Below are 16113 nucleotides of genomic sequence, written 5' to 3'. Positions count from 1 at the left end.
ATAAATATGTACGCAGCATTGTTAAATAATATTTTGGTTTTAGCAATTGAGGAAGCCAAGTTGCCCCAAAGTAACAATAAAATTAAAAAACATTATTTTTGTCCACACTGTGAACGAGAAATGCGATTAGTAAGTAAAGATAAGCGACCCTACTTTAAACATATACCATCTGAAATTAACTTATGCGGGGAAAATAAAGAACATGCGCAAAGTAAAAAAATACTGACTCAAGCATTGAGAGAGGTACATTTTGATGCTCAATCAGAGGTCAGTCTTGCTAATGGACAATTGCGAGCTGATGTATTGGCATCTTCAAATTTAGCCTTTGAAATTCAGTGTGCTCCTCTTAATAAGTCAGAATTTCGACATCGCCATTTTTTATATAAACAAATAGGCATTAAGGATATATGGATAGTTGGTAAGAGGCACTTTTTATTACAAAACTTGAAAAAATCTCAACTCATTTTCTTTCGTAAAAATAATTTTTGGCGAGATTATTATTTAGAGATTGATCCTTTTAAAAAGATTATTCGGTTAAAATATAACGTTTTGCTTGAGCCGCTAACAAATAAAGTTCATTTTCAAGAAGAAAAATTTGGTATCGGTGCAAAAGGCTTAAAAAAATTATGGAATTTTCAGCCATTGTTACAGAAATATCATGTTAATCCTAAACAGCAAAAACAATATTTGCAAATGCAGCTTGCACATAAAAGCTTGAAAGGCAAACAAATTGCAAATTTGTTATATAAAAAACGACAAACCATAGATGATTTGCCGCTTTGGGTTTTTAACAATTTTCGTAAAATAAATTCGCCAGATAATGTAAGTAAATATTTAAATCAACCGTAAATGTCGTACAGGGTAATAATTTTTTGGCTCTCTGGCAACACAACCATTATCCTTAAGAAGCTTTATCAGTTTATCATGTGCAAGAATACCTTCTAACATTACACCATTATAATTGCCACTTTCATTAAAAATAATAGTAGTAGGAAAATTGCGGACGTTGAATTTACGCGCAAGATCTTTGTCTTGTTGAATTGAATCATCAACATAGCGGGCAATTTTGCGGCTATTAATGCGACTAAAATCCAAGTCTATACTTTGCGCAATTTCTCTAGGCAAACTTTCTGAGTATTTATTAAAATCGGTACTCATAACACGCTGTAAAGCTACTAAATAAGCACGTGCTTTCTTGTTGCCATATTCTATCTTGATTGCATTGTAGTGCCGTAAAGCCTGGAAAGAAGCAATTGTATACTTCGGTATATCTTTTATTTTCTGGCCATTATTTTTTCTTCTAATAATGTCCTCTTTTATTACTTTTGAATTTATGATCGGAACAAAATGAAAAGAAGAGTTGATATTAAGTTCATCAATCGCGTCTTTGATTAAAACTTCCGTATCATAACAATAAATACCAACGGAATTAACAAAAAGAAAAATCTCGAACATGATCAGGCTCCTCCAATACTGATTGTTAAGTATAAAATGATTAAAAATCTACCCTTTTAAAAAGTTCACTCAATCATATTCTAACACAATGTATGTAAGCGCGTGCAACTTTTGCTTGGTTAGTATTAGTATAATTTTGTGTAAATTTATACTCTTTTTTTAATTCTGCAAGAATCTGCTCTATTAAATCTGGATTATGGTTTTCAATCTCAAGCTCAAAATCTTCGTAGTTATCTGGATAAGTGTTATCATCAAAAGTCAGTTCACAATTTTGTGGTCCATTCGCTAATATACGGTGAGTTTTGCAGAAAGTTTGTAAATGCAGTTTTAACTTCTGTGAAAATTTCTGATCCAAATATTCTCCTACGCTATACTTAAAAATTATAGGCGATCCTTTTGCTACATGCTTAATTAATGCTTTAGCTTCATCTAATTTTAAGGAATCATTAATTTCTATTGCTTCATGAAAATCGTGTTGTATGGGATTCTTATTTGGAACCTTCAGAGTTTGCTCTGCATGGTCACTAAAAAGCCTAATGCGACAGCTTATGTTATATTGTTTTAGCAAACTGTCCGTAGTATCAAAATAATAATTTTCTTGTGTAAAGCTTTGCTTTACTGGAAAATCATGACAAAGTTTTTGGTATATTGCCTTAGGTAAGATGATTTTTGCTTCAATTTCATTATTTTGAGACATTTAATATTACTCCATTCAATTTTGTTTATGAAAGAAATACTTTAATATTCTGTAGCAAAATCTATATTTTTCAAAAGTAGTTTCTAAAAATCAAAAACAAATGTCATTAAATTTTAAAATTTTCTAAATAAGTAAAATAAGTGCTAAAGCTATGATAGTATAGCCTAATTGAAATTAATAAATTTATCATAATATCAAAAGGTTTAATGTGCAAGAAAAAAGACTTTGTAATAAGGCTTTAGGCACCTGTATAGAAAAACAGGGATTATTTTATTAAGGTAAATGACCATATGAAATTGCTATCATATAAATTATGTTAAAATGAATATGCTGTTTGAGAAAGGGTTATTTCTATGAATTATGACTGGGATAATTTTTTATGGCCATATGAAGAGGCCGTGCGAGAATTAAAGGTGAAATTTCGTTCTTTAAGACAAAGTTTCTTGACAAAGGGAGAACATTCACCTATAGAATTTGTGGTCGGCAGGGTGAAAACTGTTGACTCAATTAAAGAAAAAATGAAAAGACGTGTAATTAGTTTCGACGTTATTGAAACTGATATGCAAGACATAGCGGGAATTAGAATAGTTTGTCAATTTGTCGATGATATTTATAAGGTGGTAGACTTAATTCATACACGTGCCGACATGGAAGTCATTGAAGAACGTGATTATGTGAAAAATGCTAAACCTTCGGGCTATCGCTCTTATCATATGGTTATTTCATATACTGTTTATTTGCCGACTGGTCCAAAAAAATTATTAGCTGAAATTCAGATTAGAACATTGGCAATGAACTTTTGGGCAACGGTAGAACACACTCTCAATTACAAATATCAGGGTTCTTATCCTAAAGATATTTCTGAAAGACTAAAATCTACTGCAGAAACGGCATATAAGCTTGATGAAGAAATGTCATTAATTAAAGATGAAGTGCAAGAAGCTCAGAAAGTTTTTACCAAAAACAAGGGTAAGGAAAAATAATGAGAATTACAATTGCCCATAACACCAATCAGGAGACACTAAAGGTAGTGGCGCACTTGCGAAAATTGTTAGAAACCAAAGAGGGCGTTGTCTTTGATGCCAAGTATCCAGATGTAGTGATTACGGTCGGTGGAGACGGAACTTTGATAAATGCTTTTCACAGATATGAAAACCAAATCAGTTCAATTCGCTTCATCGGCATCCATACTGGACATCTGGGCTTTTATACTGATTGGCGTGGTCCTGAAGTTGATAAAATGGTAGATGCTTTATTTTTAAGAGAACCTGAGTCTGCCAGCTATCCGCTGTTAGAGGTGGAACTTCTAACTGAAGCTAATGAAAAGAAACACTTTTTAGCTTTAAATGAGTCAGCAGTAAAGCGCATTTCACATACGCTTGAAGCTAAAGTTTACATTGATGATCAGTTATTTGAAAATTTCCGCGGAGATGGTTTATGTATTTCAACTCCAACTGGCTCAACAGGTTATAATAAATCGCTTGGTGGTGCCGTGATCCATCCGAGACTTAAAGCCTTACAGATGGCAGAAATAGCTTCTATTAACAATAGTATTTTTAGATCTTTGTCATCACCAATTGTACTCGCTCCCCAGCAGTGTGTTACCATAGTTCCTAATGCTGATCATTTTGTAATGACCATTGATGGTCGTCGCATTAACATTAGAAATGCTAAAAAGATTAATTACCGTATTTCTAGTAAGGAAATTCATTTTGACAGGTTTGGACATACCCATTTTTGGTCAAGGGTTCAAAGTGCATTTATTGGAGATAACGATGACACTATTTAAAGTTACTGTAGATGAAAAGGCCCCCAAAAAACTGGGGATTTTTTTATTAAAGAATGGTTTTTCAAAAAGAGCTGTCAATAATGCTAAAAATGCGGGTGGCTTAATTCTTGTTAATCATAAAAGGCGCTATACAAACTTCAATTTACATGTTGGCGATGAAGTGATTTTCATTCCGGGTCAGGAAAAGCATAATCCATGGCTCACACCTTCCCAAAAACCTATTGAGGTTGTTAAAGAAACTGAAAACTACCTGGTTGTTAATAAGCCTGCAGGGATTTTATCGATTCCTTCCCGCTATGATGATAACGCACTCGTTAACCAAATTTTAGGTTATTTTGAGCGCAAAAAAAGTGTGAATATCAAGCCACATATTGTAACGCGACTTGACCGTGACACTTCTGGTTTGGTTTTAGTTGGTAAAAATGCTATTGCGCATGCACGTTTTAGTCAGCTCAAAAAGGATAAATTTATTAAAAAGTACCATGCAATAGTTCATGGTAATTTTGGTTTAGACGAACTAAAGGGCATCATAGATCAGCCAATTGGACGAAAAGGAACTTCGATTGTACGTAGTATTGAACCCACTGGTAAGAAAGCAAAAACGGCATATAAAGTGATTGCACAAAAAGAAAATGCCAGTATAGTAGAACTACGCCTTTATACCGGGAGAACTCACCAGATTCGTTTGCACATGCAATATCTTGGTCATCCGTTATATGGAGATCCATTATATGGGCAAAAAGATAATTTCAAACGACAAGCATTAAATTGCTTTTACTTAGAATTTCCTGATCCGTTCAGTAAAGAAAGGCAAGTTAGTATTGAGATCCCTGATCCAATTGATATGCAAGAATTATGGCAGAATATTCCGAAATAGTTTTAGCACATGTAATAAAAAAGAGTTGTCATTATTTTAGACAACTCTTTATTTGTTTTGGAAAAATTATTCGCTAAAAAGCACGCGGGTTCCTTCTGGAACAAAAATATTCTTTTGCACAGGAGTCAAACAGCCATTTTCCGCATCCCTGGTATATAAAGTAGCATTATCAGAATTTTGATTAGTTGCTACTACATATTTTTCGTCTTTATCCCAGTTAAAATCTCGCGGAAATTCGCCAAAGGTTGAGATTCTTTGACGCAACTGTAAAGTGTGATCATCGTTGACTGCAAAAACAGTAATAGTATCGTGACCACGATTGGAAGCATAAATAAATTTACCATCTTTACTAATTTTAATAGCAGCCGCTCCATTGTGGTCGGAATAATCATCAGGAATAGTTGAATAAGTGGCAATACTCTTAAATTGCCAATTAACCTCATCAAACTTGACTAAATTAATTTTGCTTGAAAGCTCACCAACAACATAAAAATAATTGCCATCAGGACTGAAAACAATGTGGCGACTGCCAAAGCCTGGCTCGTTTTGATATTTAGCTAAATGATGCAGCTTATCATTTTTAAAGCTATAAAAATCAACACAGTCATTGCCTAAGTCGCAACTTACAAGATTTCCTTGTGGTGTTTGATCAAAAAAATGCGGATGGGGACCATCAGCTTGTTCAGGACAAGGCCCCAGGCTATCTGCAGTGTGAGTCACTGAATCCAAAAAAGTTAACTTGCCATCATCATCAAATGAGAATACAGCTAAAACTGCTGTATGGTAATTGGCAGTATAAAGCAATTTCTTTTTCTGGTTAATGCCAATGTAGGCAGGTGACGAACCGGGAGTTAAGTATGAATCTTTTTCCTGATCCTTACCATCAACGAGTTCAAATGAGCTGATGCCACCTTTATCGCCAGCGTTATTAATAGTAAAAATAAGCTTGCCATCTTGAACAAAATAGGTTGGACCTCCAACTTTTATTACTTCTTTAGCTGGTCCCATTTGCATTTCCAGACCGTTTTCATCGAGTGTGAGTGGTAATTCATAGATTCCCGTTGATTTTTTTTTGGTATATCCTCCAATTAATAATTTCATGCTTGAAAAGCCTCCAATTTCATTTATAATTGTCTCAATAATTAGTATAGCATGACACGCAATTGTAAAAATATTGAGTGACTTTAACATTTCAAAAAGTGTTAAAGTATGGTGTCGGCTTTATTTATTAATTTTAAATTGAAAGTTTTGAAATAAGAGGTATGTTGGGAATGGAAGAAAATAAAATTCGAGAGCTTTATGCTAAGAATGATATTTCTGAAGTTTATACTAATCTTCACTCATCTTCTGCAGGCTTAACTTCTGCAGAGGCAACCGCAAGATTGGCTAAATATGGTCGTAATGAAATTAAAAAGTCTGAGGAAGAGTCTGAATGGAAGACTTTTTTTAAGAACTTTATTAGTATGATGGCAATCTTGTTGTGGATTTCCGGAGCTGTTGCGATGTTCAGCGGTACCATTGAATTGGGAATTGCCATTTGGATGGTCAACATTATTAATGGTTTGTTTAGTTTTTGGCAGGAAAGGGCAGCTAAAAGAGCAACAGATGCTTTAAATAATATGTTGCCAACTTATGTTCAGGCAATTCGTGATGGTAAAAAAACGCAGATTGATGCCAAAGAATTGGTTCCCGGAGATGTTTTTATTCTTCAAGCAGGTAATGCTATTCCAGCAGACGCCAGACTAATTACTGCCAGCTCAATGCAAGTTGATCAAAGTGCTCTAAATGGTGAATCTGTACCTGAATCAAAAACTACGGATTACGCACCGGGCGAAGGCAGCTACGCAGAAGCTAATTTGGTTTATTCAGGAACAACAGTTGGCTCAGGTACAGCTCGTGCAATAGCATTTGCTACGGGAATGAATACTGAATTTGGCAAAATAGCGCAGTTAACACAAAAGCAAAATAAAGTCGATAGTCCACTAACCCAAGAATTAAACCGCCTGACGAAACAATTATCAATAATTGCTGTTTCGATAGGTATTTTGTTTCTAATTGCAGCGATTTTCTTTGTTAAATATCCGTTTGCTAAAGCCTTTATTTTTGCTTTAGGGATGATTGTAGCTTTTATCCCAGAAGGATTATTGCCTACTGTAACTCTTAGCTTAGCTCAGGGTGTTAAACGCATGGCCAAAAAACATGCACTGGTTAAGGAATTAAATTCTGTTGAAACACTTGGAGAAACTACAGTTATTTGTTCAGACAAAACAGGTACTTTAACCCAGAATCAAATGACTATTCATTACATTTGGACTCCTCAAAATGAATATAAAGTTACTGGCAATGGTTATGTCAATAATGGGCAGATTGAATTAAACAATAAACAGTTGTGGTATGAAGAAAATCCCGACTTGCATAAGTTGGTTCAAATAGCATCTTTGGACAACGATACTGCTGTTCAACCCAGCAAGGTCAAAGGAGGAAAGCCCAAAATTTTGGGGACGCCAACTGAAGCCTGTTTAATTATTATGGCCGAAAAAGCAGGGTTTGATCGTCAAAAAGTTTTGGTTAAGTATCCGCGATTAAGAGAACTGCCTTTTGACTCTAATAGAAAGCGTATGTCAACTATTCATCGCTGGAATGATCACCAATATATCATTTTTACTAAGGGTTCTTTTAGCGATGTGATTAAGCAGTGTGACCAAATTCAAGTCGATGGTAAAGTTCGGGCTCTGACTGACGATGATAAGAAACGAGCCGAAAAACACAATGCCGACTATGCTGCTAAAGGACTTCGCAGTATGGCTATGGCCTATCGAATTGTGGAAAAAGAAAATACTGATGTTACTAAGTTAACCATTGAATCAGCTGAGGAGCACTTAATATTTGTTGGGTTGACTACAATGAGTGATCCACCTCGTCCTGAAATATATAATGCCGTTAGGCGTTGTCACCAGGCAAAAATTAAAATTATTATGGTTACTGGGGATTCCAAGTTGACAGCAAAATCCGTTGCAGTTCAAATTGGTTTGACCTCTGACAAGGCTCGAGTCATATCTGGTGATGAACTAGAAACCATGAGCAATGAAGATTTACGAGAAGCATTGAAAGGAGAAGTGATTTTTGCTAGAGTAGCTCCTGAACAAAAATATAAGGTCGTTAAAACTTTACAGGAAAATGGTGAAATTGTAGCTTCTACTGGTGACGGAGTTAACGATGCACCGGCTTTGAAGCAGGCAGATATTGGTATAGCAATGGGCTTGACTGGTACGGATGTAGCTAAAGATGCAGCCAATATTATCTTGACTGATGATAATTTTGCGTCTATTGTGGCCGCAATTGAAGAAGGCCGTGCCGTCTACAGCAATATCCGTAAGTTTTTAACTTATATTTTGACTTCAAATGTGCCTGAGGCCTTTCCCTCGATATTGTTCCTGTTTTCTGGAGGCATGATTCCTTTGCCAATGACTGTAATGCAGATTTTAACAGTCGACTTGGGAACAGATATGTTGCCTGCATTAGGATTGGGCGGAGAAGCTGTTGATCCTGATGTCATGAAACAAGCTCCAAGAAAACGTAATGAGCACCTGCTCAACAGAAGCGTAATTGTTAAAGCGTTTTTGTGGTATGGTTTGATTTCCAGTGCCATATCGATCGGTGCATATTTCTTTGTGAATTTCCAAAACGGCTGGCCTCATGTGCCATTAGCTGCTGATGGTCCAGTTTATATGCGCGCAACCACAATGGTTTTAGGAGCAATTATTTTTACGCAGATCGCAAACGTGCTGAATTGCAGAACAAACAAAGTTTCATTATTTAAAAAAGGCATTTTCAGCAATCGTAATATTTGGTATGGCATTATTTTTGAAATACTTCTGTTTTTAGCTTTAACGGTTACTCCCGGCTTGCAGCAATTATTCAATACGACAAGGTTATTACCGGTTGACTGGTTATTCTTATTCTGTCTTCCAATACCGTTAGTTATTATTGATGAAATTAAGAAATGGCTTCTCTATCATAAAAAATAAAGAAGTAACAAAGAAAACCGCTTATATATTAGTTAAGCGGTTTTTGTTATGCTAAAATTAAAGCTTAAGGAGAGCAAATTATGAAATGGACAGCAACTATTACGAAAATTGGTAAGCAAGCTATTGAGCCTAAGGGAAACATGGTGATTTTATTTGGTGAAAATGTCACTCCTGAACTAGTCGATGTTTCGGTTATTCAAAAATTCGATCCCCAAACTCCTCCCACTGGTTTTATTATGAAAAAAGGCGATACAATTACTATTGATGGGCAGACCTATGTTGCTGACTTTGTCGGTTCTATGGTTGCCAGCGATATGAGGGCTCTGGGTCATGTTACACTGTTTTTTAATCAGAAAAAGTCAAAAAATCCATTGGCTAACGGTGTGTATTTTACTTTAGAAGATAAACAGGCTATGCCCGAATTTAATATCGGTGATGACATAATATATGAGCATATTTGATTAGGATGATTTGATGGACTACGAGAAAAAGCATAAAAAAAGAACCATATTTCAAAAATGGTTTTTGAATAATCGGTTTAGTATTGCACTACTAAACATTTTGTTGTTCTTCCTTGTGATTTGGTTGTTCAACAAAATATCATTTGTTTTAAATCCCGCTAAGGTCTTTGTAAGTGCGATTCTTCCTCCGTTAATGCTGGCTTTGATTCAGTTTTATATTATGAATCCGCTAGTAGATATTTTAGAGAGAAAGTTCAAAGTACCAAGGATTGTTACTATTCTTGGATTATTTGTTTTAGTAGCAGTTTTGCTCGTTTGGATAGTTAATACTTTATTGCCAATTGTTCAAAGTCAAATTAATTCATTAATTACTCATTGGCCCCATATCTGGAAGGATGCTACAAATGCGGTACAGGATTGGCTGAGTAATCCGCAACTTCACAGTGTTAAGGGCAATATTAATGATGCTATCAATAGGGCGCAAGATATGCTCTTTAAGTCAGGTCATGAGGCCGTCAATGCAGCGCTTAGCAATATTTCTTCAGCAATTAGTGTTGTTACTATCATAGTTATGACCTTACTTACTGCACCCTTTATCCTGTTTTTTATGTTAAAAGATGCTCACAATTTACGCCCTTACTTAATGCAATTTGCACCGAAGCGCTGGCAGAAAAGTTTTGGCGAACTTCTTTACGATATTAATACTGCACTAGCATCATATATTAGGGGACAACTTACTGTTGCCTTTTGGGTCGGAATCATGTTTGCCATTGGTTACAGTATCATTGGACTTCCGTATGGCATTGCCCTTGCTGTTTTAAGCGGTATTCTTAACCTTATTCCATATTTTGGTACTTTTATTTCCTTTATACCTGTAATCGTGATTGCTATTATGCTTTCTGTACCAATGGTAATTAAAGTTTTGGTTGTTTTTGCAATAGAACAGACCATTGAATCAAGGGTTATTAGTCCTTTGGTAATGGGAAACAAGATGGAGATGCACCCGGTAACCACTATTTTATTATTGATAGGCTCAAGTTCTGTTTGGGGACTATGGGGCGTCATTTTTGGTATTCCAATTTATGCTATTTTAAAAATTATTATTTTGCGTGTTTATAACTATTACCGTAATGTTTCTCAGGTATTCAAAGAAGATGAAGATGAGGAAAACTTCCAAGTTGCGGCTGAGAACCCGAATAATTTAATCGCAGGATCAGAAGAAAAACCGCCAAAAAAATAAGTTTTATTTGTTAAAAATATAGTGAAGGAGAAAAAGATTGACAAATCACGTAGTGTTATATGAGCCACTAATGCCAGCTAATACTGGTAATATTGCCCGAACTTGTGCCGGAACTAATACAGTTCTTGATTTGATTGAGCCATTAGGTTTTCAAATCGATAACAAAAAAATGAAACGAGCTGGCTTGGATTATTGGGATAAGGTTGACGTTCGGGTACATGAAGATCTTAATGCATTCCTAGGTCAACTTGGTCCTCAAGACGAAATGTATCTTATTTCTAAATTTTCTTCAAAAAATTATGCGGAAATAGATTATACAGATTCTGCGAAAAATTACTACTTTGTGTTTGGCAAAGAAACTACTGGTTTACCAGAAACATTTATGCGAGAATATTACGAACGCAATTTGAGAATACCAATGTCGGATAATATTCGTTGTTATAATTTGGCTAACTCAGTGGCGATAGTTTTACTTGAAGCATTGCGTCAGCAAGGTTTTCCTAATTTAGAAACTACACATCATTATGAAAATGATAAATTAAAAGATAACTACAATCGCCCTGAGAGATATGAAAGAAATTTAGGAGGAAAATAAGATGGAATTTGAAAAAGAAACTCCTGTTATTGTCAAAAACTTTCATTATGATATTAATGAAGACCAGGAAGTTAAAGATCAGGTAAATTTTGGCTTAAAAAAGGTCGAAAAACAAAATGATGATGGTTCAACTGATGCTGGTTCTGACGGCAATTATTTTGATGTGACTGTTATTTTTGACGTGGCACCAGCGCCGGGTGATTTTTCGGTTAGCGGAATGATTAGTCAGATCGTTAAAATCAAAGATTATTTTGGTGATGGCAGCGACCTGGAAAAGACAGATTATAAGTTGCTTAGTCGGCCATTAGTTGAATATATTGAAACCCTTACTTATGAAGTTACTCAAATTACTTTGGATGAACCAGTTAATTTGAACTTCCAAGCAAATTTTTAATTGTTGATTAGGTAGTATTATGCCTAAAAAGAAGAGGAGAAAAACCACCAAGTCTCATAAGAAAAATCAGAATACTGGAATTACTTGGGCAATTTTTGGCCTTGTACAAATTATTATTTCAGTTTTGGCATTTGTTAAATTTGGAATTCTTGGTAAACAAGTTGCGAATATTTTTCGTTTCTTTTTTGGAGATTCCTATTTATTAGCTGCTGGAATTTGTATTATTTTTGGCCTGGTTATGCTGATTTATAACAAGCCGATGCACTTTAAATTTAAGCGCAGTTGTGGTCTGTTTTTTGCAATACTCGGATTTTTATTAATTCAGAGCAGCGTTTATTTTGAAAGTGAATTTGTAAATAATGCGTTTATGAATGCATTCTGGCATGAAATATCTGCTGAATTTGGCAGAATGGCTGTTACCCAACATGTTGGTGGAGGAGTAATTGGTGCATTATGCTACCAAATATTTTATCCCTTACTAGGTCATATAGGATTGCGAGTAATTGCAATTCTACTAATTCCATGTGGTATTTTGATGTTCTTTGATGTAAAGTTTGCAACTATAATTAAAAAATTTCAGACGGTTAGTCAGCTTTTTATTGATAAAAACAAGGCAGCTGGCACGAAAATAAAAGATAAATATGGTTCATTCAAAGAAAAACAACAACAGAAGAACTTGAATGAACAATCTCAAAATTTTCAGGAAACATCGGATTCTAAAAATATGGTTTTTCCTGATGTTGATGATTTTGCTGTTAATGACAAGTCGTCTGAAGAGTTTGCAGACACTAAGGACGTAGACAATTCTGTTTCGCATGAATCTGAATTTGGTGATATGCCAGAACATTCTCCAGTTGAGCCACAAATTCAGGTGGCCAGTCAAAATAATAATCAAAAAGAGAGCAAAACTAATAATACCAGTGGCAATTTACCTAAATCACATTCTTTTGTTGAAGAAGATAAGAAAATTAAGCAAGAATTGGAATCTGTTGATCATGGCGAACTTAAACAAGATCAGAAAGTAAGACCAAATTATCAAAAACCTCCTTTAACCTTGCTTGATAGCATTAAGAATATTGATCAAAGTACCGATAAGGCTCTTATTCGCAAAAATACGCAAACTTTACAGTCTACTTTTAAAAGTTTTGGCGTCAAAGTTATCATAAAAAAAGCAATTTTGGGTCCTACAATTACACGTTATGAAGTACAGCCTGCTGTTGGAGTTAAAGTTAGCAGGATTGTTAATTTAGCAGATGATTTGGCTCTTGCCTTGGCGGCAAAAGATATCAGAATAGAAGCACCTATACCCGGCAAACCATATATTGGTATAGAGGTGCCCAATAAAAACACTTCGGTCGTTGCTTTTAAAGATGTAATGCAGAGTCAAGATAATAGGGCTAAAAAAGATCCTATGCAAGTACCTTTGGGAAAGGATGTTAGCGGACAAACGATTTCAGCTGACCTAACTAAAATGCCCCACCTTCTCATTGCTGGTTCGACAGGTTCCGGAAAGTCTGTTGCAATCAATACCATTTTAACAAGTATATTAATGAAGGCACTGCCGGATCAAGTTAAGTTGATTTTAATTGATCCTAAAATGGTTGAGCTTTCAGTTTATAATGGTGTACCACATTTGTTGATACCGGTAGTTACAGATGCTAAGTTAGCTGCGAATGCATTAGGCAAAGCTGTTAAGGAAATGGAACGACGCTATAAACTATTTGCCGCAAGTGGTGTCCGTAATGTGGGTGAGTTTAATGATAAGGTTCAACTCAATAATCAAGATAAATCGAAGCCTGCAATGAAACCATTGCCATATATTTTGGTAGTGGTTGATGAACTTAGTGATCTGATGATGGTTGGTGGCCGCGATGTTGAAGGTGCAATTGTTCGTTTAGGGCAAATGGCACGCGCTGCAGGAATTCACATGATATTGGCTACTCAACGACCGAGTGTTGATGTCATTACCGGTTTAATTAAGGCAAACGTACCATCTCGAATTTCTTTTGCTGTTTCAAGTGGTATTGATTCAAGAACAATTTTAGACCAAACTGGAGCTGAGAAGTTGCTCGGCAGAGGAGACATGTTATACATGCCGGTAGGAGCCTCCAAACCTGAACGAATTCAAGGTGCTTATGTTTCTTCAAGTGAGGTTGAGAAGATAATTTCTTGGGTAAAGAAACAACAAAAGCCTGAATATGATAAAGGGATGATTCCGCAAAAAGGTCAAGAAAATTCAGAAAAACAAGATGACGAGCCAGAGGATGAATTTTATGATCAGGCTGTTGAACTGGTAAGACAGCAACAAACAGCAAGTGTATCACTTTTACAAAGAAGATTTCGTATAGGCTATAATCGTGCAGCCAGAATAGTTGATGCGATGGAGGAGAAGGGTATTGTGGGCCCATCTGAAGGATCAAAGCCTCGTCAAGTTTTGTTACCGCCTAAAAAAGATGAGGACAAGACCTAATTTTTAAGAAAGTTTATTATGTCGTTTTATTAGTTCAAATTTGCAAAAAAATAATGTTAAAATAAAATTGAATATGAATGCATAACTGAATTTATCGTTAACAGACTAGTTTAGCTATATGGTCATCTTCATACTAAAATAAAATAAAAGGAATGTTTTAATTGCAGCGAGCACTTGTATTTGGTGCAACAGGTGGCATTGGTCAAGCGATTTGTGCTGACTTAGCCAATGCCGGTTGGTCTCTTTATGTTCATTGCAGTCAAAATTGGCAAAAGGCCTATACTATGGCTGAAGGAATGAGTCAAAAATATCCTAGTCAGGACTTTATTCCTATAAAGTTAGATTTTTTGGCTAAAAATGACGAATTAAAAGAATTTGTTAGTGAGCTTTTGCCAGTGAACGCAGTGGTATTTGCCCAAGGAGTTACAGATTATAATTTTGTTAGCAGTCAGAATATGACAAAAATTGATGAAGTTTTGCACATAAATTTGATTACTCCTATTAAATTAACAGGCTTGTTAGAACCTCATTTGATAAAAAGTGATTATAGTCGTATTGTTTATTTAGGTTCGGTTTATGGTGGTTCAGGCAGCGCTATGGAAGCTGTCTACAGTTCTTCAAAATCTGGACTTGAGCGCTTCGCACAAGCATATTCTCGTGAAGTGGCTTCTGCCAATCTCACAGTTAATGTTTTAGCACCAGGCGCGGTCAACACATCAATGAATTCAATATTAGCACCAGAAGCAATGGAAGAGGTTAGGGGCGAAATACCTGTTGGACGTTTAGCAGAAGGCAAAGACATCTCCTATTGGGTTAAAACGCTGCTGGACGTTAATTCTGGATATTTAACTGGTCAGACCATTTATGTAAGTGGTGGCTGGCTCATTTAAATATAAAAATAGTATGTAGTATATGTTATACTCAAAGAGTAAATTTAAGATTTAAAGAGGTAACTATGGCAGATATCGGAGATAAATTACGCAGTGCCAGAGAGGCTAAGGGACTTTCAATTGAAGATATTGAAAAAGCAACCAAAATTCAAGGCAGATATCTGACGGCGATTGAGCAAAATGATTTTGATAAGCTTCCGGGTGATTTTTATGTAAGAGCATTTATCAGACAGTATGCTCAAATAGTCGGTTTAGATGGTAAAAAGCTGCTAAGTGAATATCATGAGGATATACCTAAGGCTGAACCTGAAGAATTTGTTGAAGATTCGATTGACAATAAAAGTGAAGAAGTCAGCAAAACAACTAATAATAAGAAAAAGATATGGCAAGATTACCTTCCACGAATTATTGTTGGCCTGGGAATAATCGTTGTTATTTTGGTATGCTATGTTGTTTATGCTCATTTCTCTTCTAACCGCAATGAAAATAATAGTACAGCGGGTGATGTATCAGTTTCTTCAGATAATGATAAACGTCGTCAAAAGATCAAGAAACCTAAAAAGAAGAGCGTAAAAATTAAAGAATTAGCTACAAATCAGTTCCAAATTACCGGTCTAAAAAATAATCGTAATTTGGTTGTGCGAGCCGGTGATCAGGCTACTACAGTTTCTATTGCTATGAACGGCGTTAACCAAAGTGGTCAGACTTTAACTGCTGGTCAAAAGCACACATTGAGGATTCCTGAAACTGCTCAAACTGTTGTTGTTACTTTCAGTAATGCTGTCGGGACTTCAGTTACAATTGGTGGTAAAAAAGTTCCATATACTGCTCAGAATTCGAATCTTTCTTTGACCTTTTATATTGGTAAACGCAACAGCAATCAAAGTAATCAAACTCAAAATAATCAGAACAATTCTGGAACCACGACCAATAATTCAGGACATAGTAATTCAAATCATCAAAACCAGAGCCATAATCAAACTGGCAGTCATAGCACTAATAATGGTACTAGTGGCAACAATAATTCTAGTTCATCCAATAGCCAAGAAAGTAATCAAAATAATAACCAGAGTAACCAGAATAATAATCAGTCAGGCCATGATAGCAATCAGTCAAATAATAATGAACACAGTAGTGAATCTGGTCATTCAGGTGGCACTTCTTCAGGTGGGAATGATAGTAATGAAAGATAATTATTTTGGGAGGAAAAGTTAAGA

Annotated in this window: 15 protein-coding genes; 12 read left to right on the top strand and 3 right to left on the bottom strand. The window is 35.5% G+C overall.

Features of this window, described 5'->3' with window-relative positions; translation table 11 throughout:
* The first annotated feature begins 33 nt into the window (after positions 1–33).
* Positions 34–849 (top strand): competence protein CoiA family protein, encoded by an 816-nt coding sequence (locus LDM90_RS05825; protein WP_223898736.1) that lies wholly within the window; start codon positions 34–36, stop codon positions 847–849.
* Here LDM90_RS05825 and LDM90_RS05820 read toward each other — a convergent pair.
* Positions 835–1455 (bottom strand): DsbA family protein, encoded by a 621-nt coding sequence (locus LDM90_RS05820; protein ID WP_223898733.1) that lies wholly within the window; start codon positions 1453–1455, stop codon positions 835–837. The two genes, LDM90_RS05825 and LDM90_RS05820, sit on opposite strands and share 15 nt — an antisense overlap.
* A 73-nt stretch (positions 1456–1528) precedes the next feature.
* Positions 1529–2152, bottom strand: a complete 624-nt coding sequence (locus tag LDM90_RS05815) for a CYTH domain-containing protein (RefSeq protein ID WP_223896865.1) — start codon at positions 2150–2152, stop codon at positions 1529–1531.
* Positions 2153–2505: 353 nt separating this feature from the next.
* Here LDM90_RS05815 and yjbM point away from each other — a divergent pair, with 353 nt between their 5' ends.
* Genes yjbM through LDM90_RS05800 form a run of 3 tightly spaced genes read left to right on the top strand, consistent with a single transcriptional unit; the run spans position 2506 to position 4818 of the window.
* Complete coding sequence (gene yjbM, locus LDM90_RS05810) at positions 2506–3135, top strand: GTP diphosphokinase (RefSeq protein WP_045927773.1); 630 nt, start codon at positions 2506–2508, stop codon at positions 3133–3135.
* Positions 3135–3941 (top strand): NAD kinase, encoded by an 807-nt coding sequence (locus tag LDM90_RS05805; RefSeq protein WP_223896866.1) that lies wholly within the window; start codon positions 3135–3137, stop codon positions 3939–3941. The genes yjbM and LDM90_RS05805 overlap by 1 nt, the downstream gene beginning before the upstream one ends.
* Complete coding sequence (locus tag LDM90_RS05800) at positions 3928–4818, top strand: RluA family pseudouridine synthase (protein ID WP_223896867.1); 891 nt, start codon at positions 3928–3930, stop codon at positions 4816–4818. Before LDM90_RS05805 ends, LDM90_RS05800 begins: the two co-directional genes overlap by 14 nt.
* A 66-nt stretch (positions 4819–4884) precedes the next feature.
* Here LDM90_RS05800 and LDM90_RS05795 read toward each other — a convergent pair whose 3' ends face one another.
* Positions 4885–5919, bottom strand: coding sequence for a lactonase family protein (locus LDM90_RS05795; RefSeq protein WP_223896868.1), 1035 nt, complete (start codon positions 5917–5919; stop codon positions 4885–4887).
* 170 nt (positions 5920–6089) lie between these two features.
* On the opposite strand from LDM90_RS05795, the gene LDM90_RS05790 reads away from it, so the two are divergent.
* The 8 genes from LDM90_RS05790 to LDM90_RS05755 all read left to right on the top strand — a co-directional run bounded on the left by LDM90_RS05790 (position 6090) and on the right by LDM90_RS05755 (position 16089).
* Entirely contained in the window at positions 6090–8846 is a 2757-nt protein-coding gene (locus LDM90_RS05790) for a cation-translocating P-type ATPase (RefSeq protein ID WP_223896869.1), read from the top strand.
* Between the two features lie 80 nt (positions 8847–8926).
* Complete coding sequence (locus tag LDM90_RS05785; RefSeq protein ID WP_198213343.1) at positions 8927–9307, top strand: PTS glucitol/sorbitol transporter subunit IIA; 381 nt, start codon at positions 8927–8929, stop codon at positions 9305–9307.
* A gap of 13 nt (positions 9308–9320) precedes the next feature.
* Positions 9321–10547, top strand: coding sequence for an AI-2E family transporter (locus LDM90_RS05780; RefSeq protein ID WP_223896870.1), 1227 nt, complete (start codon positions 9321–9323; stop codon positions 10545–10547).
* A gap of 37 nt (positions 10548–10584) precedes the next feature.
* Positions 10585–11142 (top strand): tRNA (cytidine(34)-2'-O)-methyltransferase, encoded by a 558-nt coding sequence (locus LDM90_RS05775; RefSeq protein ID WP_034977405.1) that lies wholly within the window; start codon positions 10585–10587, stop codon positions 11140–11142.
* A 1-nt stretch (position 11143) separates the two neighbouring features.
* A complete protein-coding gene (locus LDM90_RS05770) occupies positions 11144–11536 on the top strand; it encodes a DUF1149 family protein (protein WP_034977408.1) in 393 nt (130 codons plus the stop codon).
* Between the two features lie 19 nt (positions 11537–11555).
* Positions 11556–14006: an FtsK/SpoIIIE family DNA translocase gene (locus LDM90_RS05765; protein ID WP_198213349.1), complete on the top strand. Its 2451-nt coding sequence runs from the start codon at positions 11556–11558 to the stop codon at positions 14004–14006.
* A 161-nt stretch (positions 14007–14167) separates the two neighbouring features.
* A complete protein-coding gene (ymfI, locus tag LDM90_RS05760; protein WP_198213351.1) occupies positions 14168–14896 on the top strand; it encodes an elongation factor P 5-aminopentanone reductase in 729 nt (242 codons plus the stop codon).
* 65 nt (positions 14897–14961) lie between these two features.
* Positions 14962–16089: a helix-turn-helix domain-containing protein gene (locus LDM90_RS05755; protein WP_223896871.1), complete on the top strand. Its 1128-nt coding sequence runs from the start codon at positions 14962–14964 to the stop codon at positions 16087–16089.
* The last annotated feature ends 24 nt before the right edge of the window (positions 16090–16113 follow it).

The sequence above is a fragment of the Lactobacillus huangpiensis genome (assembly GCF_019972815.1).
GTDB lineage: Bacteria > Bacillota > Bacilli > Lactobacillales > Lactobacillaceae > Lactobacillus > Lactobacillus huangpiensis.
The sequence above is the reverse complement of the archived record's forward strand: the minus strand, read 5'-3'. Positions and strand labels throughout refer to the sequence as shown.